The organism is Streptomyces sp. NPDC053076, assembly GCF_044546845.1.
Lineage (GTDB): Bacteria > Actinomycetota > Actinomycetes > Streptomycetales > Streptomycetaceae > Streptomyces.
Window position 1 is genome coordinate 41,267 of sequence record NZ_JBITZL010000001.1, and the last position, 25,150, is coordinate 66,416.

Below are 25,150 nucleotides of genomic sequence, written 5' to 3' on the forward strand. Positions count from 1 at the left end.
CGCCGCCCCGGAGCGCCGGGGCGGCGTACGCGTGTGTCGCAGCACCCGGAAACGGTTCAACCTCTTGACGGAAGTCGCCCCGAACGGCTCAGCTTAGAGTTCACTAGTTGGACATACACGGGGCCTCGCCGAAGCGGCCCCGCGCTCAGGAGGTCGTCGTGGAGACTCCAGGGTCGCAGTCGTCACTGCACCGGGCCAACCTGGAGCGGGTCGTCCGGGCCGTACGCCTGGCCGGGTCCCTCACGCAGGCGGAAATCGCGCGGACGACCGGTCTGTCCGCGGCCACCGTCTCGAACATCGTGCGGGAGCTGAAGGACGGTGGGACCGTCGAGGTCACGCCCACCTCGGCGGGCGGGCGGCGGGCCCGCAGCGTCAGCCTGAGCGGGGACGCCGGCATCGTGATCGGCGTGGACTTCGGGCACACCCATCTGCGCGTCGCGATCGGCAACCTCGCCCATCAGGTGCTGGCCGAGGAGGCCGAGCCGCTGGACGTCGACGCCTCCGCGGACCAGGGCTTCGACCGGGCCGAACAGCTGGTCAACCGCCTGATCGCGGCCACCGGCGTGGACCGGACCAAGGTGGCCGGCGTGGGGCTCGGCGTGCCGGGTCCGATCGACGTCGAGTCCGGGACCCTGGGATCCACCGCGATCCTGCCCGGCTGGGGCGGCACGAAGCCCGCCGAGGAACTGCGCGAGCGGCTCGGCGTGCCCGTGCACGTGGACAACGACGCCAACCTCGGCGCCCTCGGCGAGCTGGTCTGGGGCAGTGGCAAGGGCGTGCGCGACCTGGCGTACATCAAGGTCGCGAGCGGTGTCGGCGCAGGTCTGGTGATCGACGGGAAGATCTACCGCGGCCCAGGCGGCACAGCGGGCGAAATCGGGCATATTACACTCGATGAATCCGGTCCGGTCTGCCGTTGCGGGAACCGCGGTTGCCTGGAGACGTTCGCGGCGGCGCGCTACGTGCTCCCGCTGCTCCAGCCCAGCCACGGCCCCGATCTGACGATGGAAGGCGTCGTACGGCTGGCCAGGGACGGTGACCCGGGCTGCCGTCGGGTGATCGCCGACGTCGGCCGTCACATCGGCAGTGGGGTGGCCAATCTCTGCAATCTGCTGAACCCGAGCCGGGTGGTCCTGGGCGGTGATCTCGCCGAGGCCGGCGAGCTGGTGCTCGGGCCGATCAGGGAGTCCGTCGGCCGCTATGCCATCCCCAGTGCGGCGCGCCAACTGTCCGTGCTTCCGGGGGCCCTTGGGGGCCGTGCGGAGGTGCTCGGAGCGCTCGCCCTCGCCCTCAGCGAGATGGGCGATTCGACCCTTTTGGAGGGTGCGCTGCCGGTGGCGGCCCCTGTCTTCACTTAGAGAACGGATGGCACCGTTGCCATCTCGTTAAGGATTTACTTCTTGACGTCGCACGTGTGGCCGAGTTGACTTCCAGCCACCTCGGCCGCAACGACGCGGCCTCGTCAGGGAGGTTTCTGAAGTGAACGCACGTATGCGTCGTGCCGCCGTTGTCGTAGCCGCCGGTGCGATGGCCGTCTCGCTGGCCGCCTGTGGCAGCGCCAAGGAGTCGAAGGGCAGCGACGACTCTTCCTCCGCCTCGGCCAAGAAGGGCGACGACATCAAGGTCGGTCTGCTCCTTCCGGAGAACAAGACCGCGCGGTACGAGAAGTTCGACCGGCCGCTGATCGAGAAGAAGATCAGCGAGCTGACGAACGGCAAGGCCAAGGTCGAGTACAACAACGCCCGCCAGGACGCGAACCTGCAGGCGCAGCAGGTCGACACCATGATCACCAACAAGGTGGACGTCCTGATCGTGGACGCGGTGGACGCCAAGGCCATCCAGAACTCCGTCCAGAAGGCCGTGGACCAGGGCATCAAGGTCGTCGCCTACGACCGTCTCGCCGAGGGCCCGATCAGCGCCTACACCTCGTTCGACAACACCCAGGTCGGCAAGACCCAGGGCGAGGCCCTGCTGAAGGCGCTGGGCGGCAAGGCGGCCAAGTCCTCCAAGATCGTCATGATCAACGGCTCGGTCACCGACCCGAACGCCAAGCAGTTCAAGGAGGGCGCGCACTCCGTCCTCGACAGCAAGGTCACCATCGCCAAGGAGTACGACACCAAGGAGTGGTCGCCGGACAACGCCAACTCCGAGATGGAGGCGGCGATCTCCGCGGTCGGCAAGGGCAAGATCGCGGGCGTCTACTCCGCCAACGACGGCATGGCCGGCGGTATCATCACCGCCCTCAAGGCCGCGGGCCTGAAGGTCCCGGTCACCGGCCAGGACGCCGAACTCGCCGGTGTGCAGCGCATCGTCACCGGTGACCAGTACATGAGCGTCTACAAGTCGTACCCGCAGGAGGCGGACATCGCCGCCCAGATGGCGGTCGCGCTGGCCAAGGGCCAGAGCCTGGACTCCATCGCCAAGGACAAGGTCTCCAGCGGCAGCGCCAAGGACGTCCCGTCCGTCCTGGTCCCGGTCGTGTCCCTGACGAAGGACAACATCAAGGACACCGTCGTCAAGGACGGCATCTACACCGTGGACGAGATCTGCGCCGGCAAGTACAAGTCCGCCTGCGACAAGCTCGGCCTCAGCAAGTAAGCGGCTCGCGGTCCCTTCCCCGCCGCGGGCGTTCCCCCCGTGAACGCCCGCGGTGAAGCGACCGGCCCCCCAGATCCTCCGGCGCCCCGGCGCAACCAGATGCCCCGCAAGCTCGGCCCCGGGGCGCCGGACGGAACTCCCCCCAATCTTTCTGCACAACCTCCCGCCGGGTCAGGCGGCGAAGGAGATGGTTCACGTGTCCGCTACGCCCGTGCTGGCGTTGCGCGGGGTCTCCAAGCGTTTCGGTGCCGTTCAGGCGCTCACCGACGTAGAGCTTGAGGTCCACGCCGGTGAGGTGGTCGCCCTGGTCGGCGACAACGGCGCCGGAAAGTCCACGCTGGTCAAGACGATCGCCGGCGTCCACCCCATCGACGAGGGTGCCATCGAGTGGGATGGCAAGCCCGTGTCGATCAGCCGGCCGCACGACGCCCAGGCGCTGGGCATCGCGACGGTCTACCAGGACCTCGCGCTGTGCGACAACATCGACGTCGTCGGCAACCTGTTCCTCGGCCGTGAGCTGAGGAAGTGGGGCGTCCTGGACGAGGTCGAGATGGAGCGCCGCGCCCGCGAGCTGCTCACCACGCTGTCGATCCGCATTCCCAGCGTGCGCATCCCGATCGCCTCGCTCTCCGGCGGTCAGCGCCAGACCGTGGCCATCGCCCGCTCCATGCTCGGCGAGCCCAAGCTGGTCATCCTCGACGAGCCCACCGCGGCCCTCGGCGTCGAGCAGACCGCCCAGGTGCTCGACCTGGTGGAGCGTCTGCGCGAGCGCGGCCACGCCGTCATCCTCATCAGCCACAACATGGCGGACGTGAAGGCGGTGGCCGACAAGGTCGCCGTCCTGCGCCTCGGCCGCAACAACGGCGTCTTCGAGGTCAAGACGACCTCGCAGGAGGAGATCATCTCCGCCATCACCGGCGCCACCGACAACGCCGTGACCCGCCGTGCGGCGCGCACGAACGGGGAGGTTTCCAAGTGAGCATCGACAAGACCTCCGCGAACCTCGGCAAGACGCCCTCGCACGACGAGCACGCGGTCGAGAATCCCGAGGCCGCGGCCGCCGCGGTCACCGCCGTCGACCCGCGCCTGCTGGTGCAGGAAGAGGGCCTGCTCGGCTACTGGTACGAGTTCAAGCGCAAGATGAAGGCCGGTGAGCTGGGCTCCCTGCCGGTCATCGTGGGCCTCGCGATCATCTGCGTCATCTTCCAGCTCCTGAACTCGAACTTCCTGTCCGCGCAGAACATCAACGACGTGACGATCACCATGGTCGGCACGGGCATGATCTCGGTCGGCATCGTCTTCGTGCTGCTGCTCGGCGAGATCGACCTGTCGGTCGGCTCGGTGAGCGGTGCGGCCAGCGCCCTCATGGCCGTGCTCGCGGTCAACCAGGGCTGGCCCGAGTGGGCGGCCGTCCTCCTCGCCGTCGGTGCCGGTGTCGCCATCGGCGCGCTGCACGGCTTCTTCTTCGCGGTGCTCGGCGCCCCCGCCTTCGCCGTCACCCTGGCCGGCCTGCTGTTCTGGCTCGGCTTCATGCTGAAGGTGCTGGGCGAGGACGGCACGATCAACCTCGACGGCGACGGACTGGTCGCCAAGCTGACCACGTACTACTTCTCGGACGTCGCGGCCGCCTACGGGCTCGCCGTGGCCGTGGTCGCGGTGTTCTTCCTCACCTCGTTCCTCGGCAACCGGCGCCGGGAGGCCGCGGGCGTCCCGTTCCGGCCGCTCAGCGACACCGTCCTGCGGACGGCTCTGCTCGCCGTGGTCGCCTTCGCCGCGGCCTACATGTACAACCAGTACAAGGGTCTGCCGCTGGCCACCGTGATCTTCATGGTGTTCCTGATCGCGACCGACTTCGTGCTGCGGCGCACCCCGTACGGGCGCAAGATCTTCGCGCTCGGCGGCAGCGTGGAGGCATCGCGGCGTGCCGGTATCAACGTGACCGCGGTGCGGATCTCCGTCTTCGCGATCTCCGGCGGGTTCGCGGCCATCGGCGGTCTGTTCCTGGCCTCGAAGATCGCCTCGGCGAACCAGAGCGCCGGCACCGGTGACCTGCTGATGAACGCGATCGCCGCGGCCGTGATCGGCGGTACGTCGCTGTTCGGCGGGCGTGGCCGCACCTGGAACGCGCTGCTGGGTGTGCTGGTCATCGTCTCCATCCAGTACGGCCTGCAGCTCCAGTCCATCGCGGAGCCGGTGAAGTACATGATCACCGCCGCCGTGCTGCTGACCACCGTCGTGATCGACTCCATCACGCGCAAGACGCAGAAGACGGCGGGTCGCGCGTAGCACCGCTCCCCGTCGGGGCGCGGGTTCCGATCGCGCGTGCCGGTCCGCCGTGGCCGGCACGCGCGGTTCCCGCGCCCCGCATGGTTTCCCGGCAGCGCCCGGTGCCTGAAAGGCGCCGGGCGCTGTCGTGTCACGACAAGCCGGAACATTAGACTCGGGCGAGCCCGGCGAAAGCTCGATCAGCTCTATTGACAAGGAGGCACGGGTGCCGCTGCTGACCCGCATCAGGGGACCGCGCGATCTGGACCGGCTCAGCCCGGAGGAGCTGGACCAGCTGGCAGGGGAGATCCGCACCTTCCTCGTCGACGCCGTCTCCAAGACCGGCGGCCACCTCGGCCCGAACCTCGGTGTGGTGGAGCTGACCATCGCCCTGCACCGGGTCTTCGACTCCCCGAAGGACAAGGTGCTGTGGGACACCGGCCACCAGTCCTACGTGCACAAGCTGCTGACCGGCCGGCAGGACTTCTCGAAGCTGAAGATGAAGGGCGGCCTGTCGGGCTACCCCGCGCAGAGCGAGTCCGAGCACGACGTCATCGAGAACAGCCACGCCTCGACCGTGCTCGGCTGGGCCGACGGCATCGCCAAGGCCAACCAGCTGCGCGAACGCGACAGCCATGTCGTCGCCGTGATCGGTGACGGGGCCCTGACCGGCGGTATGGCCTGGGAGGCGCTGAACAACATCGCCGAGGCCAAGGACCGCCCGCTCGTCATCGTCGTCAACGACAACGAGCGCTCCTACGCCCCGACCATCGGCGGCCTCGCCAACCATCTGGCGACCCTGCGCACGACCGACGGCTACGAGCGCTTCCTCGCCCGGACGAAGGACATCCTCGACCGCACCCCGGTCGTCGGCAAGCCGCTGTACGAGACCCTGCACGGCGCCAAGAAGGGCCTGAAGGACTTCATCGCCCCGCAGGGCATGTTCGAGGACCTGGGCCTCAAGTACGTCGGCCCGATCGACGGCCACGACATCGAGGCGCTGGAGTCGGCGCTGGCGCGGGCCAAGCGGTTCGGCGGGCCGGTCATCGTGCACTGCCTGACCGAGAAGGGCCGCGGCTACCAGCCCGCCCTCCAGGACGAGGCCGACCGGTTCCATGCCGTCGGCAAGATCCACCCGGACACCGGGCTGCCGATCACCTCATCCGGCGCCGACTGGACCTCGGTGTTCGGTGAGGAGATGGTCCGGCTCGGCGAGGAGCGCGAGGACATCGTCGCGATCACCGCGGCCATGCTCCAGCCGGTCGGCCTGGACAAGTTCGCCAAGCGCTTCCCCGACCGCGTGTACGACGTCGGCATCGCCGAGCAGCACGGCGCCGTCTCCGCCGCGGGCCTCGCGTACGGCGGGCTGCACCCGGTCTTCGCCGTCTACGCCACCTTCCTCAACCGCGCCTTCGACCAGGTCCTCATGGACGTGGCCCTGCACCGGTGCGGGGTGACCTTCGTACTGGACCGGGCCGGCGTCACCGGCACCGACGGCGCCTCGCACAACGGCATGTGGGACATGTCGATCCTGCAGGTCGTACCCGGGCTCCGGCTCGCCGCCCCGCGCGACGCCGACCAGGTGCGGGCGCAGCTGCGCGAGGCCGTCGCCGTCGACGACGCGCCGACCGTGGTGCGCTTCTCCAAGGGTGCCGTCGGCCCCGCCGTGCCCGCCGTGGGCCGCGTCGGCGGCATGGACGTGCTGCGCGAGCCCGGCACCGGCCTCACCCGGGGCCTGAACGGCACGGGAGACGCCCCCACGGACGTGCTGCTGGTCTCCGTGGGCGCCCTCGCCCCGATGTGCCTGGAGATCGCCGAGCTGCTGGACAGGCAGGGCATCTCCACCACCGTCGTCGACCCGCGCTGGGTCAAGCCCGTCGACGAGGCCATGGCCCCGTTGGCCGACCGGCACCGGGTCGTCGTCACCGTCGAGGACAACAGCCGGGTCGGCGGCGTCGGCTCCGCGATCGCCCAGGCCCTGCGGGACGCGGGTGTGGACGTACCGCTGCGTGACTTCGGCATCCCGCCGCGCTTCCTCGACCACGCCTCCCGCGCCGAGGTGCTCACCGAGATCGGGCTGACCGCGCCCGACATCGCCCGCCAGGTCACCGGGCTCGTCGCCCGGCTCGACGGCATCCCCCACTCCCGGCTCCGCTCGAGCGGGGGGACCCCCACCGGCAGCACGGCCGGTGCCGTGGACTCCGTGGAGCCCGCCCGCGACTAGAACGCGACCGGAAACCGCCCCCGCGGGCCGGTTCCGCTCACCTCCAGGTGGCGGAACCGGCCCGTTTGCGTGAACCTGCCTGTGCCGGGGAATACGCTCCCCGACCCTCTCGATCATGTCGAGGACGACAAGCGTGGGAGGCAGGTACGTGAGCAACGCGCTGTTCCGGACGAAGAACGTCGAGCAGTCCATCCAGGACACCGAGGAACCCGAGCATTCCCTCAAGAAGTCGCTGACCGCCCTCGACCTGACCGTCTTCGGCGTCGGTGTCATCATCGGCACCGGCATTTTCGTCCTCACCGGCACGGCGGCCAAGAACACCGCCGGCCCCGCCGTTTCCCTGTCCTTCGTCGTGGCCGGTGTCGTCTGCGCGCTCGCCGCACTGTGCTACGCCGAGTTCGCCTCCTCGGTCCCCGTCGCGGGCTCCGCGTACACCTTCTCCTACGCCTCACTCGGCGAACTCCCCGCCTGGACCATCGGCTGGGACCTGATCCTGGAACTGGCGCTCGGCACGGCGGTGGTCGCGGTCGGATGGTCCGGTTACATCCACTCACTGCTCGACAACGCGGGCTGGGACCTGCCCGCGGCGCTCTCCGGCCGGGACGGCGCCACGGGCTTCGGTTTCGACATCCTCGCCGCGGCCCTCGTCCTGGTCCTCACCGCCATCCTCGTCATCGGCATGAAGCTGTCCGCGCGGGTCACCTCCGTCGTCGTCGCGATCAAGGTGGCCGTGGTCCTCGTCGTGATCATCGCGGGGGCCTTCTTCGTCAAGAGCGGGAACTACGACCCGTTCATCCCGAAGGCCCGGCCCGCGGAGACGGGCGGGAACCTCAAGGCGCCCCTGATCCAGCTGATGTTCGGCTGGGCGCCCTCCGACTTCGGCGTCATGGGCATCTTCACCGCGGCGTCCGTGGTGTTCTTCGCGTTCATCGGCTTCGACGTCGTCGCCACCGCCGCCGAGGAGACCCGCAACCCGCAGCGCGACGTCCCGCGCGGCATCCTGGGCTCCCTGATCATCTGCACCGCCCTGTACGTCGCGGTGTCGATCGTCGTGACCGGCATGCAGAAGTACAGCGCGCTGTCCATCGAGGCGCCGCTCGCCGACGCGTTCAAGGCCACGGGACACCCCTGGTACGCGGGCCTGATCAGCTTCGGCGCCGCCATCGGACTCACCACGGTGTGCATGATCCTGCTGCTCGGCCAGTCCCGGGTCTTCTTCGCCATGAGCCGCGACGGGCTGCTGCCCCGGTTCTTCTCGCACACCCACCCGCGGTTCCGCACCCCGTACCGGTCCACCGTCCTGCTCGGTGTGGTCATCGCGATCGTGGCCGGCTTCACGAGCCTGAGCGAACTGGCCGAACTGGTGAACATCGGCACACTGTTCGCGTTCATCGTCGTCGCCCTCAGCGTCATCATCCTGCGCAGGTCCCGCCCGGACCTGCCCCGCGCCTTCCGCACCCCGTGGGTCCCGGTCGTCCCGATCCTGTCCGTGGGCGCCTCGCTGTGGCTGATGCTCAACCTGCCCGCCGAGACGTGGCTGCGGTTCGCCATCTGGATGGTCATCGGCTTCGTCGTCTACTTCCTCTACGGCCGCTCGCACAGCCGCCTGGGGCTGCGCGAGGCCGCCGCGGCCGACGAGGCCGCGCGCCGGCCGCACGGAACCGCCGAGTAGCCGCAGACTCCCGCCCCGGCCCCGTATGTCCCGCTTCGACTGGGACCGCGGGGCCGGATAGCGTGCTGACCATGCTCGCCGCCCCGCTCGCCTCCGCACGGACCGCGGTCACCCGGACGGCGTACTGGGCGCGGCTCGTGCCCCTCCTGGCCGCGCTGGCCTGCGTCACCCGGATCCCCTCCTTCGTCCAGCCGCTGTGGAACCCGGACGAGGGCTTCCTCGCCGTACAGGCGCGGCTGCTCGCCCAGGGCGGCCGGCTGTACGAGACGGTGGTGGACCGCAAGCCGCCGCTGCTGCCCTGGCTGTACCAGGCCGCGTTCGCGCTCTTCGGCTCCGGTTCCCTGACCCCGCTGCGGGTGCTCGCCGTCCTCGCCCAGCTGCTCACCGCCGCCCTGCTGGCCTCCCTGGCCCGCCGCCGCTGGGGTGACCGGGCCGGCCGCACCGCCGGGGTGCTCTACCTGCTGATCTCGATCGGGCTCAACCCGGAGGACGCGCAGGCGGCCACCTTCGAGGTGTTCATGCTGCCCGGCACGGCCGCCGCCCTGTGGTGCGCGGACCGCGGGCGCTGGACCGCGGCCGGGGCCGCCGTCGCCGCCGCCTTCCTGACCAAGCAGACCGGGGGAGCGGTGCTGTTGCCGGTGGCCTGGCTGCTGCACCGGCAGGGCGGCGGCCTCCGCGCCGGCCTGCCGCGGCTCGCGGCCGGGTTCGCCGTGCCCGTGCTCGGCGTGGCCCTGGCGACGGATCCGGCCGGCTTCCTGTTCTGGACGGTGACCGGCTCCGCCGCGTACGCCTCCGTCACCGGCTCCGAACTCCACGTGCTGGTCCGGGCGCTGACCAACGCGGCGATCCTGGCGGGTGCCGCGGCGGGACTGCTCCCGCCGGTGGTGCGGGCCCTGCGGGGCGCCCGCACCGGAGCGCCCGAGCTGTGGCTGTGGCTGGCCTCCTCGGCCGCCGCGGTGACCCTCGGCTGCCACTTCTTCGGCCACTACTACCTGCAACTCATCCCGCCGCTGGCCCTGCTGGCCACCGCCGCGCTGCACGTCCTGCCCGGGGAACGGCACACCGCCGCGGTCCTCACCTCGGTCTGCTCCTGCGCCCTCTTCGTCGGCTGGGGCCTGCTCGCCCCGCGCCCGGAACTCACCCACACCGAGCGGCTGGCGGCGGCCCTCGCGCAGCGCACGGCACCCGCCGACCGGGTCCTCGTGTGGGGCATACACCCGGAGACCTACTGGCTGGCCGGCCGCACCCCCGCCACCCGGTACCTGACCGCGGGCCTGCTCACCAACTACAGCGGCGGCCGGGACGGCCCGCAGGTCGGGGAGAAGTACGCCGTCGCGGGCGCCTGGCCGGTCTTCCGCCGGGAGATGTCCGCGCACGCCCCCGTCCTGGTCGTCGACGACTCCCGGGGCGAGCCGTACGCCCCCGACCGCCTCCCGACGCTGCGCCGCCTGCTCACGGCGGGCTACGAGGAGGTGGACCGGGTGGACGGCGCGGTGCTGTACGCACGGGTGCCGGGGCCGTAGCGGCCGCGGCTCAGCCCCAGACCGTGCGCGGCCCGGTCACCTCCGCGCCCAGCGCCGTGACCCGGCGCCGCAGCTCGCGGTCGGCGGTCACCACCAGGCGGGTCCGGCCGGCGTGCTCGGCGGCCAGCTCCACGATCCGGTCGTCCCCGCTGCCCGGGGCCGGCTCCACCCGCACGCCCGGCACCGACGCCACGCCACGGGCCGCGCCCTCGACCACGAGCACGATCTCCACCGGTCCCGCACGCCCGGGCAGGCCCTCGCCCGCCAGCCGGTCCCGCAGCCGCTCGGCCGCCCCCCTGCGGTCCCGCCACCAGCCGTCGGGCCGCGAGCCGACGACGTTCGCGCCGTCCACGATGACGAGCGGCGGGGCGGGGGAGGGCGCGGCGGGCACGGGGTCGCTCATGCGGCCAGGGTCCCACGGCCCAGGACCGGGGGCCGGGCCCCGCGGCAGGTGCCGAGCGGCTTAAAGTGAACCGGTGAACGGCGACTGGCTCCTTCGCGGCCGAGACGGCCGGCTCAGTGTCTACCAGCTGTCGGGCGACGCCGTCCTGTGCCGGGCTGAGCGCGGCCCCCAAGGCCCCTGGTCCGCACCCCGCAAGGTGGGCGGCGAGCAGCGACTGCACCCCGTCCTGGCTTCCGGGCAGGGCGCCGACGGCTATGCCCACCTGATCTCCTGGCGGCCCACCGTCAAGGGCGAGGCCGGGCTGGTGCACTCCACGCACTTCCGCCCGCACCTGGCGGCCCTGGACTGGCATCCGATCGGCCACCCGAACAAGAAGGGCGACCGCACCGGCACGCCCGCCGTCGCGGTGGACGCACAGGGCCGCGCCCATGTCTTCGTCCCGAACAGGGGCGGCGGGGTGAGCATGGTCATGCAGAAGGAGAAGGGCGGCTGGGACCCCTGGCGGGACCTGAAGGGCCGCGAGGTGCGGGACGGACTGGCCGCGGTCACCGGGGAGTCCGGCAGGGTCGAGCTGTACGCGGCCGTTCCGCAGGGCCTGCTGTACTGGCGTCAGGAGAAGCCGGGCGCCCAGCCCGTGCTCCAGGAGGCCCTCCAGGCCCCGGTCCGCCCGGGCACCCTGCGCGCCCTGGCCACCTCCCCGGACAGCACGACCGTCTTCTACACCGACACCTCCGGCGACCTGTGCGCCTGGCGCCCGGGCGGCAAGCCGGTCACCGTGCTGCCCGCCGCGGGACCCGGCCCGGTGTCCGCGATCCGCTGCGAACTGGACGGCCACGACTGCACGCTGCTGGTCCAGCGGTCGGCGAGCCGCCGGGTGGCGTTCGCCGCGTACCCGACCGAGCAGGAGTCGGCGGGGGCCTGGTGGACCGAGTCGGGCCCCGAACTGCCGCTGGACGCACTGGTGTCCCTGGCGACGGACGAGACGGGCCGCGTGGTGGCGGCAACGTTGTCCCCGTCGACCGGGCGACTCCAGCTGACCCGGCGCAAGGACGAGCCGGGGCTGGCGCTGGAGGCGTGGCGGGAGCTCTGAGCCGACGACGGGCCCGGCGGCAACGCCGATGCCCGGCACACCCCAGGGTGTGCCGGGCATCGTACGGTCCTGCGCGGTGCCTTACGCCGGGACGCTCGCCACGCCCGGGGCCAGGAACTTCTTGCCGTTCACGCGCTCCGAGACGCCCTCGCGGTCCAGGTACGGCGTGATGCCGCCCAGGTGGAAGGGCCAGCCGGCGCCCGTGATGAGGCACAGGTCGATGTCCTGGGCCTCGGCGACGACGCCCTCGTCGAGCATGAGCCCGATCTCCTGCGCCACCGCGTCCAGCACCCGCGCCCGCACCTGCTCCTCGGTGAGCACGGAGTCGCCCTGCTTGAGCAGAGCCGCGACCTCGGGGTCCAGCTCCGGCTTGCCGCTGTCGTAGACGTAGAAGCCGCGCTTGCCCGCCTCGACGACCGCCTTGAGGTTCGGGGAGACCGTGAAGCGGTCCGGGAAGGCCCGGTTGAGGGTCTCCGAGACGTGCAGGCCGATCGCCGGGCCCACCAGCTCCAGGAGGACCAGCGGGGACATCGGCAGACCGAGCGGCTCGATCGCCTTCTCGGCGACCTCGACCGGGGTGCCCTCGTCGATGACGTTCTGGATCTCGCCCATGAAGCGGGTCAGGATGCGGTTCACGACGAACGCCGGGGCGTCCTTGGTGAGGACCGCGGTCTTCTTCAGCTTCTTGGCGACGGCGAACGCGGTCGCGAGGGACGCGTCGTCGGTCTTCTCGCCGCGGACGATCTCCAGCAGCGGCAGGACGGCGACCGGGTTGAAGAAGTGGAAGCCGACGACCCGCTCGGGGTGCTTGAGCTTCGACGCCATCTCCGACACCGACAGGGACGAGGTGTTGGTGGCGAGGATCGCGTGCGCCGGGGCGACCGCCTCGACCTCCGCGAACACCTGCTGCTTGACGCCGATCTCCTCGAACACGGCCTCGATGACGAAGTCCGCGTCCGAGAAGCCCTCCGCCTTGTCCAGGACACCGGTCACCAGCGCCTTGAGGCGGTTGGCCTTGTCCTGGTTGACGCGGCCCTTGCCGAGCAGTTTGTCGATCTCGGCGTGGACGTAGCCCACACCCTTGTCGACGCGCTCCTGGTCGATGTCCGTCAGGACGACGGGCACCTCGAGGCGGCGCAGGAACAGCAGCGCGAGCTGGCTGGCCATCAGACCGGCGCCGACGACACCGACCTTGGTGACCGGGCGGGCCAGGTTCTTGTCCGGGGCGCCGGCGGGACGCTTGCCGCGCTTCTGGACGAGGTTGAACGCGTAGATGCCGGAGCGCAGTTCGCCGCCCATGATCAGGTCGGCGAGGGCCTGGTCCTCGGCGTCGTAACCCTGCTGGAGGTCGGCGTTCTTCGCGGCGGCGATGATGTCCAGGGCGCGGTAGGCGGCCGGGGCCGCGCCGTGCACCTTGGAGTCCGCGATGAACCGGCCCTTGGCGACGGCCTGGTCCCAGCCCTCGCCGCGGTCGATCGCCGGGCGCTCGACGGTGATCTCGCCCTTGAGTACCTGGGCGGTCCAGATCAGTGACTGCTCCAGGAAGTCGGCGCCCTCGAAGATGGCGTCGGCGATGCCCAGGTCGAAGACCTGCTGGCCCTTGAGCTGCTTGTTCTGGTTCAGCGAGTTCTCGATGATGACCGAGACGGCCTTCTCCGCGCCGATCAGGTTCGGCAGCAGGGTGCAGCCGCCCCAGCCGGGGACCAGGCCGAGGAAGACCTCGGGCAGCGAGAACGCCGGGATCGCCTTGGAGACGGTCCGGTAGGTGCAGTGCAGGCCGACCTCGACGCCGCCGCCCATCGCGGCGCCGTTGTAGTAGGCGAAGGTCGGGACCGCGAGGCCCGCGAGGCGCTTGAAGACCTCGTGGCCGCCCTTGCCGATGGCGAGCGCGTCCTCGTGCCTCGTCAGCAGCTCGACGCCCTTGAGGTCGGCGCCGACCGCGAAGATGAACGGCTTGCCGGTGACACCGGCGCCGACGATCGTGCCCTCGGCCGCCTCCTTCTCGACCTGGTCGACGGCGGCGTTCAGGTTCGCCAGCGACTGCGGTCCGAAGGTGGTCGGCTTGGTGTGGTCCAGGCCGTTGTCCAGGGTGACCAGGGCGAAGCGCCCGGCACCGAACGGCAGGTCGAAGTGGCGCACGTGCGCCTGCGTGACGACCTCGTCCGGGAACAGCTCGGCCGCGCCCTTCAGGAGTTCAGCGGTGGTGCTCACTTGTCGCCTCCGAAGTGCGGGTTCTCCCAGATGACCGTCGCGCCCATGCCGAAGCCGACGCACATGGTGGTGAGGCCGTAGCGGACCTCGGGCTGCTCCTCGAACTGGCGGGCCAGCTGCGTCATCAGACGGACGCCGGAGGAGGCCAGCGGGTGACCGAAGGCGATGGCGCCACCGTACTGGTTGACGCGCTCGTCGTCGTCCGCGATGCCGTAGTGCTCGAGGAAGGCCAGGACCTGGACGGCGAAGGCTTCGTTGATCTCGAACAGGCCGATGTCCGAGATGGACAGACCCGCCTGGGCGAGGGCCTTCTCCGTGGCCGGGATCGGACCGTAGCCCATGACCTCCGGCTCGACGCCGGCGAAGGCGTAGGACACCAGGCGCATCTTGACCGGCAGGTTGTTCTCGCGGGCGAAGTCCTCGCTGGCGATGATCGACGCGGTGGCGCCGTCGTTCAGACCGGCCGCGTTGCCCGCGGTGACCCGGCCGTGCACGCGGAACGGCGTCTTCAGGCCCGACAGGTTCTCCAGGGTGGTACCCGGGCGCATCGGCTCGTCGGCCGTGACCAGGCCCCAGCCGGTCTCGCCGGCCTCGGCGTTGGTGCGCCGCACCGAGATCGGCACCAGGTCCTGCTGGATCTTGCCGTTGGCGTACGCCTTGGCGGCCTTCTCCTGCGAGCGCACCGCGTACTCGTCGGCGCGCTGCTTGGTGATCTGCGGGTAGCGGTCGTGCAGGTTCTCCGCGGTCATGCCCATGAACAGGGCGGACTCGTCGACCAGCTTCTCGGAGACGAACCGCGGGTTGGGGTCGACGCCCTCGCCCATCGGGTGACGGCCCATGTGCTCGACGCCACCGGCGATGACGGCGTCGTAGGCGCCGAAGGCGATCGAGCCCGCGGTGGCCGTCACGGCGGTCAGGGCACCGGCGCACATGCGGTCGATGGAGTAGCCCGGGACGGACTGCGGCAGACCGGCGAGGATGCCGGCCGTGCGGCCGAGGGTCAGGCCCTGGTCACCGATCTGCGTGGTCGCGGCGATGGCGACCTCGTCGATCTTCTTCGGGTCCAGACCGGGGTTGCGGCGCAGCAGCTCCCGGATCGCCTTCACGACGAGGTCGTCGGCGCGGGTCTCGTGGTAGATGCCCTTCGGGCCCGCCTTGCCGAACGGGGTGCGGACGCCGTCGACGAAGACGACGTCCCTGACGGTACGAGGCACGATGGCTCTCCTCCAGGGTGCGGGGTGGCACTGCTGCGATGCGCTGAGCGCGCGCTCAGGACCCATGCTACTTATGAGTAACGTAACTGCCCAGCCCCGTCGGCTGGAGCGGTGAACGTCACATCGCCCGGCCCTGGGGACACGGCGGGACCCCCGACCCCGCCCCTCGTCCTTTCGGTGTCCGCACCGGCCGGCCCCGGCGGCACTCCGTTGCCCGTGCCGTACAGGATCTTGGCGTGATCTCGTCGGCCCTGTTCCGCTTCCGCGGCCCCCGCGCCGCCTGCGGCATCATCCGGAGCGCCACAGGTGAGGCGCCTCGCCAGGGCGCGGCGAACGCGCGAGCGGCCGGAGGCCGCCCGCGGGCGCCATGGGCGATCAGCACCTACGGCGGTCAGGAACCCTTGACCACCAGCGCGTCGACGAGCACCGGTGTCACCAGGTCGACCTGCCACCCACGCGCGCCGTACCCGGCCAGCGCACCGCCCACGGAGTCGGTGTCGACGACCTTCGGCGGCTCCCAGCAGATCCGCCGGACGGTGTCCGGGGAGATCACGTTCTCCTGGGGCATGCCGAGCCGCTCGGCGAGAGCCGACACCCCCGCCCGGGCCGCGGACAACCGGGCCGCGGCGGCAGGATCCTTGTCGGCCCACGCGCGCGGCGGCGGCGGCCCGGTCACGGGCTGTCCCGGCTGCGGCAGCCCGGCCTCCGGCAGGGCCCTGGCCCGGTCCACCGCCGCCTGCCACTGTTCCAGCTGCCGACGCCCCGTCCGGTGCCCGAACCCGTTCAGCGCGGCGAGGGCGTGCACGTTGCCCGGCAGGGCGAGCGCGGCCTCCACGATGGCCGCGTCGCTCAGCACCTTCCCCGGCGACACATCCCGGCGCTGGGCGATCCGGTCCCGTGTCTGCCACAGCTCGCGCACGACGGCGAGCTGCCGGCGCCGGCGCACCTTGTGCATCCCGGACGTACGGCGCCAGGGGTCCTTGCGCGGCTCGGCCGGCGGCGCCGTCGCGATCGCGTCGAACTCCTGGAGCGCCCACTCCAGCTTGCCCTGCCGGTCCAGCTCCTTCTCCAGGGCGTCCCGCAGGTCGACGAGGAGCTCGACGTCGAGCGCGGCATACCGCAGCCAGGGCTCGGGCAGCGGCCGGGTCGACCAGTCGACGGCGGAGTGGCCCTTCTCCAGGACGTAGCCGAGGACGCCCTCCACCATGGCGCCGAGGCCGACCCGGGGGAAGCCGGCGAGCCGGCCGGCCAGCTCGGTGTCGAACAGGCGGGTCGGGGTCATGCCTATCTCGCGCAGGCAGGGCAGGTCCTGGGTGGCCGCGTGCAGCACCCACTCGACGCCGGAGAGTGCCTCGCCGAGACCGGACAGGTCGGGGCAGGCGACGGGGTCGATCAGCGCGGTGCCGGCGCCCTCACGGCGCAGCTGCACCAGATAGGCGCGCTGGCCGTAGCGGTAGCCGGAGGCGCGCTCGGCGTCCACGGCGACCGGACCGGAGCCGGCCGCGAAGGCGGCGATCACCTGGGCGAGGGCCGCCTCGTCGGCGATCACGGGCGGAATGCCCTCGCGGGGTTCGAGCAACGGAGTCGGCGCCCCCATCACAGACGATCCGGCGTCGTCCGGAGGAGTGCCTCCGGTGGTGCGCAGGGAACTGTCTGCTGCGGTGTCTTGGGCGTCGGTCACCTGTCAAGGGTATCCGTGTACGGACGGCGCCCGTCGACGGAACGTTCCGTCGACGGGCACGGGAGGGGCGTAAACCAGTCAGCTCGGGGTGCGGCTGGTTGACGGGAGCGGACACCGGATTCCGCCGAAGGGGGCATGCGCTGGGCTCAGTGGATGATCCCGGTACGCAGGGCCACGGCCACCATGCCGGCCCGGTCACCCGTGCCCAGCTTGCGGGCGATGCGGGCGAGGTGGCTCTTCACGGTGAGCGCGGACAGGCCCATGGAGACGCCGATCGCCTTGTTCGACTGGCCCTCCGCGACCAGCCGCAGCACCTCGACCTCGCGCCCGGACAGTTCCCGGTAGCCGCCCGGGTGGCTCGGGGCACCCGGGGGGCGGCGGTGCATGCGGGCGGCGGCGCCGAGGGGAGCGGCGCCGGGCCGGCTGGGCAGGCCGATGTTGGTGCGGGTGCCGGTGACGACGTAGCCCTTGACCCCGCCGGCCAGTGCGTTGCGGACCGCGCCGATGTCGTCGGCGGCGGAGAGGGCGAGTCCGTTGGGCCAGCCCGCGGCGCGGGTCTCGGACAGGAGGGTGAGGCCGGAGCCGTCGGGCAGGTGGACGTCGGCGACGCAGATGTCGCGCGGGTTGCCGATGCGGGGACGAGCCTCCGCGATGGACGAGGCTTCGATGACATCGCGCACACCGAGCGCCCACAGGTGGCGGGTGACGGTGGAGCGGACGCGCGGGTCGGCCACGACCACCATGGCGGTCGGCTTGTTCGGGCGGTAGGCGACCAGGCTTGCGGGTTGCTCAAGGAGAACGGACACCAGGCCTCCTGGGTGGGGGACGGGGCCGGCTTGTGGGGAGGAAGCCGGGACGAACCGTGCTTTCAAGGTCACAGTCGTCTTCGGCAGCAAACTCGTCCGCCTTTAGAGAATGATCACGATCTAGTGAGTAACAATCCGTGCAATTCGGACACGCGATCGATCATCCGAAGATCGAGTCGGTTCGAGCGAGTGCGATTCGAGTGCGCAAAGTGGTCGTATCGACAAAGAGATGGTCAACAAGGCGTTTCGCGGTGATCGCTCAGCGGGACTGCGGGCCCCTGCGCTGCGGCAGGGTCACCACCGACGCGTCTCCCGGACCGGCCGGCGGCAGACCGGCGACCTGGGCCAGCAGATCGCACCAGGAGAGAAGGTGGGCGGCGGTGTCCGGCACCCCGCCGAGGCCCTCGCGGGGCGTCCACGACGCCCGGATCTCGATCTGCGAGGCGGCCGGCCGCTCCGCAAGCCCGCCGAAGTAGTGCGAGCCGGCCCGCGTGATCGTGCCGCTCGGCTCGCCGTAGCCCAGCCCGCGCGCCTGTAGCGCCCCGGTCAGCCACGACCAGCACACCTCGGGCAGCAGCGGATCGGCCGCCATCTCCGGTTCCAGCTCCGCGCGCACCAGCGTCACCAGCCGGAACGTGCCCCGCCATGCCTCGTGCCCGGCCGGGTCGTGCAGCAGCACCAGCCGCCCGTCGGCCAGCTCCTGCTCGCCGTCGACCACCACCGCCTCCAGCGCGTACGCGTACGGGGCGAGCCGCTGCGGGGCGGGCGTCGGCTCCACCTCGACCTGCGGCCGCAGCCGGCTGCTGCGCAGGGCTTCCACCGCGGCCAGGAAGGCCGGCGGCCCCGGCGTACTGGAGTGCCGGTCCGCATCCTCGGTGTCCTTCACGTCGCCCATTCCATCAGCGCTGTCCGACATTCGTCCGTGAGCCGCAGCCATGCGGGGAAGAGTAAGGGGAAGCGGGCCCCCGCGCAGGGCAAGACACCCACTACACCGCGCGCGGCTGACGCACGCGGCGGGCGGGCGGCCGTTATCAGGAGTCGGCGCGCACCCCGGCGCGCACCCTGGTCGGCAACCGCCCAGGAGGGCCGCCCACGGAGCCGGCGGGTTCCGGTCCGGCGGTGGCCCCACACCCGGCAGGTACCGATCCGGCGGCATGCGAAACTTGCCTCGTGACCGCCAAAGACACCACGCAGCCGACAGCGACGTACGACAGCGCCTTCCTCAAGGCGTGCAGGCGTGAACCGGTGCCGCACACACCCGTGTGGTTCATGCGCCAGGCCGGCCGCTCCCTGCCCGAGTACCGCAAGGTGCGCGAGGGCGTCCCCATGCTGGAGTCCTGCATGCGGCCCGAGCTGGTCACCGAGATCACGCTGCAGCCGGTGCGCCGGCACGACGTGGACGCGGCGATCTACTTCAGCGACATCGTCGTCCCGCTGAAGGCGATCGGCCTCGATCTCGACATCAAGCCCGGCGTCGGCCCGGTCGTCGAGCAGCCCATCCGCACCCGCGCCGACCTGGCCCGGCTGCGCGACCTCACCCCCGAGGACGTGCCGTACGTCACCGAGGCCATCGGCCAGCTCACCGGTGAGCTGGGCGCCACCCCGCTGATCGGTTTCGCGGGCGCGCCGTTCACCCTCGCGAGCTACCTGGTCGAGGGCGGTCCCTCGCGCACGTACGAGAACGCCAAGGCGATGATGTACGGCGACCCCGAGCTGTGGGCCGACCTGCTGAACCGCCTGGCCGACATCACGGCCGCCTTCCTGAAGGTGCAGATCGAGGCGGGCGCGAGCGCGGTCCAGCTGTTCGACTCCTGGGTCGGCGCGCTGGCCCCGGCCGACTACGTGCGGTCCGTGATGCCCGCCTCGGCGAAGGTGTTCGAGGCCGTCGCGGGCTACGGCGTCCCGCGCATCCACTTCGGCGTCGGCACCGGCGAGCTGCTGAAGCTCATGGGCGAGGCCGGCGCGGACGTCGTCGGCGTCGACTGGCGCGTCCCGCTGGACGAGGCCGTGCGCCGGGTCGGTCCCGGCAAGGCGCTCCAGGGCAACCTGGACCCGACCGTCCTGTTCACCGGCAAGGACACCGTCGAGGCCAAGGCGCGCGAGGTGCTCGACGCCGCCGCCGGGCTGGAGGGACACGTCTTCAACCTCGGCCACGGCGTCATGCCGAACACCGACCCGGACGCGCTGACCCGGCTCGTGGAGTACGTCCACACCGCGACCGCGCGCTGATTCACCAGGAGTAGTGGGGCCGCGCCCGCCTGCCGAACAGCAGGCCGGGCGGCTCCGGCGGGGGCGGCGTGCCGGGCTTGAGCGGCCAGGCCAGCAGCATGCCCGCCACGAAGCCGACCACGTGCGCCGCGTACGCCACCGTCCCGGCGCCGGACACCCCGTGCCCGGACGAGTACACCGCCTGGAGCCCGAACCAGAAGCCCAGCACCAGCCAGGCGGGCAGCCGCAGCGGCAGGAAGACCAGGAACGGCACCAGGACCCACACCCTGGCCTTCGGATACAGCACCAGATAGGCGCCGAGGACCCCGGCGATCGCGCCCGACGCACCGATCAGCGGTTCGGTGGAGTCGGCGTTGAGCAGGGCGAAGCCGTAGCCGGCCGCGTAGCCGCAGACGACGTAGAAGAGGAAGTAACGGATGTGGCCCATCCGGTCCTCGACGTTGTTGCCGAAGATCAGCAGGAAGAGCATGTTGCCCAGCAGGTGCAGCCAGCCGCCGTGCAGGAACATCGCTGTGAACACCGACAGCGCCGGCGACTTGTCGTAGGTGGGCGGCCGCACGGCACATCCCGGGCCGTGCGGGCCCAGGCCGACCTCCCCGGTCGGGACGACCCCGGGCAACTGATGGTGGATCAGCTCGCGCGGCACCGCCGCGTAGTGGTCCATGAAGGCGTGCAGATGGCACAGCTGCACCAGGTCGCTGCCGCCGGCCACGGAACCGGCCGTGCCGGGCGTGGTGATGAACACCAGCACGTTGGCGGCGATGAGCGCGTACGTCACCCAGGGCGTACGGCGCACCGGGTTCACGTCATGGACGGGGATGACCACACGTAAGTAGTGCCCGCGATGCGGCGGCCGAATCGGTGAACACCGCCGGCGGAGCGTGCGTATCTCTCCTCAACCGACGTGAGGATCAGGCGATGACGAACGCTCCGCAGGTTCCGGCGATGCACGCTCTGCCCGACGGCGAGGCCGAGCTGTCCTTGGTGGTACGGCTCCCCTGGGAGGACCTCGCCCGGCTCGGCCAGGAGGCCGGACGGCTGGCCTCCCAGATGCAGCGGCCCGTGACGCTGGACGAGGCGGTGAGTTACCGGCTGAGGTCCACGCGGCCGTCCGCCACGCACGCCAAGCCCTCCGGGGAGCAGCCGGCGGCGGTGTCCGCCCTGCCGAGGATCAGCGGCTCGGCCTAGGCGTCCCGCACCCGCGCCGCCGCCTTCCTCGCCGCCACCAGGACCGGGTCCCACACGGGTGAGAACGGCGGGGCGTAGCCCAGGTCCAGGGCCGTCATCTGGTCCACCGTCATCCGCGCGGTCAGCGCCACCGCCGCGATGTCGACCCGCTTCCCCGCCCCCTCCCTGCCGACGATCTGCACGCCCAGCAGCCGGCCCGTCCGGGACTCGGCGAGCATCTTGACCGTCATGGGGGCGGCACCGGGGTAGTACCCGGCGCGGCTGGTCGACTCGATGGTGACCGTCTCGAACCGCAGGCCCACCCGGCGGGCGTCCTTCTCCCGCAGGCCGGTGCGGGCGATCTCCAGGTCGCAGACCTTGCTCACCGCCGTGCCGACGACACCGGGGAAGGTGGCGTAGCCGCCGCCGGCGTTGGTGCCGATGACCTGGCCGTGCTTGTTGGCGTGGGTGCCGAGCGGAACGTACTGCTCCTGCCCGGAGACCAGGTTCAGCACCTCCACGCAGTCGCCGCCCGCCCAGATGTCCTCGTGCCCGCGCACCCGCATCGCCAGATCGGTGAGCAGACCGCCGTGGGCGCCGAGCGGGAGGCCGGCCGCCCGGGCGAGGGCGGTCTCCGGGCGGACGCCGATGCCCAGGATCACCACGTCCGCCGGGTACTCGGCGTCCTCCGTGGCCACCGCCCGGACCCGGCCGTCCGGCCCGGTGAGGACCTTGGTGACCTCGGCGTCGTTCACCATGGTGATGCCGAGGCCCTCCAGGGCCCGGTGCACCAGCCGGCCCATGTCCGGATCCAGCGTCGACATGGGCTCCTTGCCGCGGTTGACGACCGTCACCTCGAAACCCCGGTTGATCAACGCCTCGGCCATCTCGACGCCGATGTAGCCGGCGCCCACGACCACCGCCCGGCGGCCACGCGTGCGTCCCAGCGTGTCCAGCAGGGCCTGGCCGTCGTCGAGGGTCTGCACGCCGTGCACCCCGGGGGCGTCCGTGCCGGGCAGGTCCGGACGGACGGGGCGGGCGCCGGTGGCGATCACGAGCTTGTCGTACGACGTCCAGGACTCGGCGCCGGAATCGACGTCACGCGTGCGCACCCGCTGCCCGGCCGGATCGATCTCGGTGACCTCCGTGCGCATCCGCAGGTCGATGTCCCGCGCGCGGTGCTCCTCGGGCGTACGGGCGATGAGCTTGTCGCGTTCGGGAACCTCGCCGCCCACCCAGTACGGGATGCCGCACGCCGAGAAGGAGCTGAAGTGGCCCCGTTCGAAGGCCACGATCTCCAGTTCCGCGGAGCCCCTCAGCCGCCGTGCCTGCGACGCCGCGGACATGCCCGTGGCGTCGCCCCCGATCACGACCAGCCGCTCCCTGCCCCCGTTGCCCCGTCCACCGCTCATGCTCATGGGAACACGCTACGGGGCGTGGGCATTTCAGTCCCGGCCCCCCTCCCCGGCCTGCGCGGCGGAGTCCGGCGCCGGCCGGGCCGACGGCAGCGGGCCGAGGGCCGTCATGGCCTCCCCGGACTCCGCGCGGCGCGGCAGCCGGGGGCGTACGACCCGCCGCCACAGCAACGCCACAAGCGCGGCCAGGGCCGCGAACGGCAGGGCGGCGCCGAGCGCGAGGGCGATCCAGCGCAGCATGGACACGAACACGTGCCAGCCGCCCGCCAGCGCGTCCGTGAAGCCCGGCGAATCGTCCGCCTGCCGCACCGGGGTCTCGGACAGCGACAGGGCGATGGTGGCCAGGCTCGTGCGGTCCTTCAGCGACGCCTGCCGGGCCAGCAACGCCTCCAGGTCGGCCTGACGGCTGCTCAGCTCGCCCTCCAGCGAGACCACGTCGCTCAGCTTGGCCGCCTTCCCCATCAGCGCGCGGATCCGGTCCACGCTGGCCCGCTGCGACTCGATGCGGCTGTCCACGTCCACGACCTGGTCGGTGACGTCGACCGCCTTGGCCGTGCGGCCGATGAGCCGGCCCGTGCCCTGGAGGCCGGTGAGGACCTCGTCGTACTTCTCCGTGGGCACGCGCAGCACGACCCGGGTGTGCTCGTGGCCGTCGGCGTCCCGGCTCGTGGTCTCGTTGCCGACGAAGCCGCCCGCGTCCTCGGCGCTCGTCCGGGCCACCTCCAGCGCCTTGGGAACGTCCTCGACCTCGACGGTCAGGGACGCGGTGCGGATGATCGCGTCCGGGGCGAGCTTCGGCGTCGCGCGGGCGGCCTTCCCGCGCTCCGCCGCGCCGCCGGCGGCTCCGGGCCGCACGGCGTCGGCGGCCGAGGCGGCCTTCGCGTCGCCGCCGCCCGAACCGTCCGCGCTGCACCCGGCGAGTGCGAGTGAGGCGGCGAGCAGGGCCCCGGCCAGGATCCCGGCGGGCCGGGCGGGCCGGGCGGGCCGGGCGGAGCGGGTGGAGCGGATGGAGCGGGTGGAACGTGGTGTGCGCATGAGTGATACCCCCGAGTGTTCTGGGCTGTGACGGTTCTTCGACGCCGGAACCGGCGGGAACGTTGGACGCCGCCGGTTCCGATGCGGTCACGGTCCGGACTCGGCCCGGCCACCGGGTCCCGGCGGGAGCGCCGGCGGGGTCTGAGAGAGTGGGGACATGAGCGCTACGGGTAGGGGCTTGGGGCACGTCGTCGTCATCGGGGCCGGTATCGCCGGGCTGGCCGCCGCGCACCGGCTGCTGGGACGCGGGGCCCGGGTGACCGTGCTGGAGGCCGGCGACCGGATCGGCGGCAAGCTGCTGCCCGGCGAGATCGCCGGTGTGCGGGTCGACCTGGGCGCCGAGTCCATGCTCGCCCGCCGCCCCGAGGCCGTCACGCTCGCGCGCGAGACGGGACTGGGCGAGCACCTCCAGCCGCCGGCCACCGCCAACGCCTCGATCTGGACCCGGGGCGCCTTGCGGCCCATGCCCAAGGGCCATGTGATGGGCGTGCCCGGCACCGCCGCCGCGCTCTCCGGCGTCCTCTCCGAGGAGGGCCTGACCCGCATCGAGCGGGACGCCGACCTGCCCCGCACCGAGATCGGCGACGACGTCGCCGTGGGGGAGTTCGTGGCGGCCCGGCTCGGCCGCGAGGTCGTCGACCGGCTGGTCGAACCCCTGCTCGGCGGGGTGTACGCGGGCGACGCGTACCGCATCTCGATGCGCTCGGCCGTTCCGCAGCTGTTCGAGGCGGCCCGCGCCCACACCTCCCTCACCGAGGGCGTCCGGGAGATCCAGGCGCGGGCCGCCGCGGCCCGGCAGACCGGGCCGGTCTTCATGGGCATCGCCGGCGGGGTCGGACGGCTGCCGCTCGCCGTCGCCGAGTCGGTGCGGGCGCGGGGCGGCGAGATCCTGACCGGCACGCCCGCCCGGGAACTGCGCCGGGAGGCGGCCGGCGGCTGGCGGATCACCGCCGGTGAGCGGGTGCTGCACGCCGACGCCGTGATCGTCGCCGTACCCGCCCCGGCCGCCGCCGGACTGCTGCGGGCCGAGTCCCCGGGAGCCGCCGCCGAGCTGGCCGCCGTCGAGTACGCCTCGATGGCCCTGATCACCCTCGCCTACCGGCGCGCCGGGCTGGCCCTCCCCGGGGGCAGCGGCTTCCTCGTGCCGCCCGTCGACGGCCGCACCATCAAGGCGTCCACCTTCGCCTCCCGGAAGTGGGGCTGGATCGACGAGGAGGACCCGGACGTGGTCGTGCTGCGCACGTCCGTGGGCCGCCACGGCGAGACGGAGGTGCTCGGCCGCGACGACGCCGACCTGGTGGAGGCATCCCGGCACGACCTGCGGGAGGCCACCGGCCTGGACGCCGTGCCGCTCGAGAGCCGGGTCACCCGCTGGACCGACGGCCTGCCCCAGTACCCCGTCGGGCACCACGCGCGCGTGGCCCGCATCCGCGAGCAGGTGGCGAAGCTGCCGGGGCTCGCGGTGTGCGGCGCGCAGTACGACGGCGTCGGCATCCCGGCGTGCGTCGCGAGCGCGTACGCGGCGGTGGACCAGCTGGCCGGCGACCTGACGGGGGTGGCGGAGCTGACCGCCAACCCGGTGCAGAGCCTGCACGGCGGAGCGGGAGAATAGGGACC

At 72.0% G+C, this 25,150-nt stretch carries 20 protein-coding genes; 11 read left to right on the forward strand and 9 right to left on the reverse strand.

Annotated elements, in window-relative coordinates; genetic code table 11:
* Window positions 1-158 precede the first annotated feature (158 nt).
* The 7 genes from ACIGYR_RS00140 to ACIGYR_RS00170 all read left to right on the forward strand — a co-directional run bounded on the left by ACIGYR_RS00140 (window position 159) and on the right by ACIGYR_RS00170 (window position 10,282).
* Window positions 159-1,358: an ROK family transcriptional regulator gene (locus ACIGYR_RS00140; RefSeq protein WP_391841105.1), complete on the forward strand. Its 1,200-nt coding sequence runs from the start codon at window positions 159-161 to the stop codon at window positions 1,356-1,358.
* A 133-nt stretch (window positions 1,359-1,491) separates the two neighbouring features.
* Window positions 1,492-2,598, forward strand: coding sequence for a substrate-binding domain-containing protein (locus ACIGYR_RS00145; protein WP_399605746.1), 1,107 nt, complete (start codon window positions 1,492-1,494; stop codon window positions 2,596-2,598).
* Between the two features lie 187 nt (window positions 2,599-2,785).
* Complete coding sequence (locus ACIGYR_RS00150) at window positions 2,786-3,577, forward strand: ATP-binding cassette domain-containing protein (RefSeq protein WP_391841107.1); 792 nt, start codon at window positions 2,786-2,788, stop codon at window positions 3,575-3,577.
* Window positions 3,574-4,884 (forward strand): sugar ABC transporter permease, encoded by a 1,311-nt coding sequence (locus tag ACIGYR_RS00155; RefSeq protein ID WP_391841109.1) that lies wholly within the window; start codon window positions 3,574-3,576, stop codon window positions 4,882-4,884. The genes ACIGYR_RS00150 and ACIGYR_RS00155 overlap by 4 nt, the downstream gene beginning before the upstream one ends.
* 205 nt (window positions 4,885-5,089) lie before the next feature.
* Window positions 5,090-7,087, forward strand: a complete 1,998-nt coding sequence (gene dxs / locus ACIGYR_RS00160) for a 1-deoxy-D-xylulose-5-phosphate synthase (RefSeq protein WP_391841111.1) — start codon at window positions 5,090-5,092, stop codon at window positions 7,085-7,087.
* Between the two features lie 148 nt (window positions 7,088-7,235).
* Window positions 7,236-8,759 carry an amino acid permease gene (locus tag ACIGYR_RS00165; RefSeq protein ID WP_399605666.1) on the forward strand — a complete coding sequence of 508 codons (1,524 nt, stop codon included), beginning with the start codon at window positions 7,236-7,238 and terminating at the stop codon, window positions 8,757-8,759.
* 71 nt (window positions 8,760-8,830) lie between these two features.
* Window positions 8,831-10,282, forward strand: a complete 1,452-nt coding sequence (locus ACIGYR_RS00170; RefSeq protein ID WP_399605662.1) for an ArnT family glycosyltransferase — start codon at window positions 8,831-8,833, stop codon at window positions 10,280-10,282.
* A gap of 10 nt (window positions 10,283-10,292) precedes the next feature.
* Here the strand turns inward: ACIGYR_RS00170 and ACIGYR_RS00175 are convergent, their stop codons facing one another.
* A complete protein-coding gene (locus ACIGYR_RS00175) occupies window positions 10,293-10,685 on the reverse strand; it encodes an NTP pyrophosphohydrolase (protein WP_399605659.1) in 393 nt (130 codons plus the stop codon).
* 73 nt (window positions 10,686-10,758) lie between these two features.
* Between ACIGYR_RS00175 and ACIGYR_RS00180 the strand changes: the two genes are divergently transcribed.
* Window positions 10,759-11,775, forward strand: coding sequence for a hypothetical protein (locus ACIGYR_RS00180; protein WP_399605656.1), 1,017 nt, complete (start codon window positions 10,759-10,761; stop codon window positions 11,773-11,775).
* An 81-nt stretch (window positions 11,776-11,856) separates the two neighbouring features.
* Here the strand turns inward: ACIGYR_RS00180 and ACIGYR_RS00185 are convergent, their stop codons facing one another.
* The 5 genes from ACIGYR_RS00185 to ACIGYR_RS00205 all read right to left on the reverse strand — a co-directional run bounded on the left by ACIGYR_RS00185 (window position 11,857) and on the right by ACIGYR_RS00205 (window position 18,624).
* A complete protein-coding gene (locus ACIGYR_RS00185; RefSeq protein WP_391841121.1) occupies window positions 11,857-13,986 on the reverse strand; it encodes a 3-hydroxyacyl-CoA dehydrogenase NAD-binding domain-containing protein in 2,130 nt (709 codons plus the stop codon).
* Window positions 13,983-15,200: a thiolase family protein gene (locus ACIGYR_RS00190; RefSeq protein ID WP_391841123.1), complete on the reverse strand. Its 1,218-nt coding sequence runs from the start codon at window positions 15,198-15,200 to the stop codon at window positions 13,983-13,985. Before ACIGYR_RS00190 ends, ACIGYR_RS00185 begins: the two co-directional genes overlap by 4 nt.
* 391 nt (window positions 15,201-15,591) lie before the next feature.
* A complete protein-coding gene (locus ACIGYR_RS00195) occupies window positions 15,592-16,881 on the reverse strand; it encodes a ribonuclease D (protein ID WP_399605651.1) in 1,290 nt (429 codons plus the stop codon).
* 146 nt (window positions 16,882-17,027) lie between these two features.
* Window positions 17,028-17,687 carry a response regulator transcription factor gene (locus ACIGYR_RS00200; RefSeq protein ID WP_161290719.1) on the reverse strand — a complete coding sequence of 220 codons (660 nt, stop codon included), beginning with the start codon at window positions 17,685-17,687 and terminating at the stop codon, window positions 17,028-17,030.
* A 259-nt stretch (window positions 17,688-17,946) separates the two neighbouring features.
* Window positions 17,947-18,624, reverse strand: coding sequence for a DUF3000 domain-containing protein (locus ACIGYR_RS00205; protein WP_399605647.1), 678 nt, complete (start codon window positions 18,622-18,624; stop codon window positions 17,947-17,949).
* Window positions 18,625-18,857: 233 nt separating this feature from the next.
* On the opposite strand from ACIGYR_RS00205, the gene hemE reads away from it, so the two are divergent.
* Entirely contained in the window at window positions 18,858-19,916 is a 1,059-nt protein-coding gene (gene hemE / locus ACIGYR_RS00210; protein WP_391841128.1) for a uroporphyrinogen decarboxylase, read from the forward strand.
* A gap of 1 nt (window position 19,917) precedes the next feature.
* Here the strand turns inward: hemE and ACIGYR_RS00215 are convergent, their stop codons facing one another.
* Complete coding sequence (locus ACIGYR_RS00215; RefSeq protein WP_391841130.1) at window positions 19,918-20,742, reverse strand: rhomboid family intramembrane serine protease; 825 nt, start codon at window positions 20,740-20,742, stop codon at window positions 19,918-19,920.
* 92 nt (window positions 20,743-20,834) lie between these two features.
* Here ACIGYR_RS00215 and ACIGYR_RS00220 point away from each other — a divergent pair, with 92 nt between their 5' ends.
* Window positions 20,835-21,104 carry a hypothetical protein gene (locus ACIGYR_RS00220; RefSeq protein ID WP_391841132.1) on the forward strand — a complete coding sequence of 90 codons (270 nt, stop codon included), beginning with the start codon at window positions 20,835-20,837 and terminating at the stop codon, window positions 21,102-21,104.
* Here ACIGYR_RS00220 and ACIGYR_RS00225 read toward each other — a convergent pair.
* Both ACIGYR_RS00225 and ACIGYR_RS00230 read right to left on the reverse strand, forming a co-directional pair.
* Window positions 21,101-22,501 (reverse strand): FAD-dependent oxidoreductase, encoded by a 1,401-nt coding sequence (locus ACIGYR_RS00225; protein ID WP_399605641.1) that lies wholly within the window; start codon window positions 22,499-22,501, stop codon window positions 21,101-21,103. The genes ACIGYR_RS00220 and ACIGYR_RS00225 overlap by 4 nt on opposite strands.
* Window positions 22,502-22,528: 27 nt before the next feature.
* Complete coding sequence (locus tag ACIGYR_RS00230; protein ID WP_399605639.1) at window positions 22,529-23,533, reverse strand: DUF4349 domain-containing protein; 1,005 nt, start codon at window positions 23,531-23,533, stop codon at window positions 22,529-22,531.
* 157 nt (window positions 23,534-23,690) lie between these two features.
* Here ACIGYR_RS00230 and hemG point away from each other — a divergent pair, with 157 nt between their 5' ends.
* On the forward strand, window positions 23,691-25,145 hold the full coding sequence (gene hemG, locus ACIGYR_RS00235; protein ID WP_399605636.1) for a protoporphyrinogen oxidase: 1,455 nt from the start codon (window positions 23,691-23,693) through the stop codon (window positions 25,143-25,145).
* The last annotated feature ends 5 nt before the right edge of the window (window positions 25,146-25,150 follow it).

Bases quoted from the DNA above. Each gene is read 5' to 3' on its own strand.
- ACIGYR_RS00145 (WP_399605746.1), top strand. From the start codon at position 1,492: ATGCGTCGTGCCGCCGTTGTCGTAGCCGCCGGTGCGATGGCCGTCTCG.
- ACIGYR_RS00150 (WP_391841107.1), top strand. From the start codon at position 2,786: ATGGTTCACGTGTCCGCTACGCCCGTGCTGGCGTTGCGCGGGGTCTCC.
- ACIGYR_RS00170 (WP_399605662.1), top strand. From the start codon at position 8,831: ATGCTCGCCGCCCCGCTCGCCTCCGCACGGACCGCGGTCACCCGGACG.
- ACIGYR_RS00175 (WP_399605659.1), bottom strand. From the start codon at position 10,685: ATGAGCGACCCCGTGCCCGCCGCGCCCTCCCCCGCCCCGCCGCTCGTC.
- ACIGYR_RS00205 (WP_399605647.1), bottom strand. From the start codon at position 18,624: ATGGCTGCGGCTCACGGACGAATGTCGGACAGCGCTGATGGAATGGGC.
- ACIGYR_RS00220 (WP_391841132.1), top strand. From the start codon at position 20,835: ATGACGAACGCTCCGCAGGTTCCGGCGATGCACGCTCTGCCCGACGGC.
- ACIGYR_RS00225 (WP_399605641.1), bottom strand. From the start codon at position 22,501: ATGAGCATGAGCGGTGGACGGGGCAACGGGGGCAGGGAGCGGCTGGTC.
- ACIGYR_RS00230 (WP_399605639.1), bottom strand. From the start codon at position 23,533: ATGCGCACACCACGTTCCACCCGCTCCATCCGCTCCACCCGCTCCGCC.
- hemG (WP_399605636.1), top strand. From the start codon at position 23,691: ATGAGCGCTACGGGTAGGGGCTTGGGGCACGTCGTCGTCATCGGGGCC.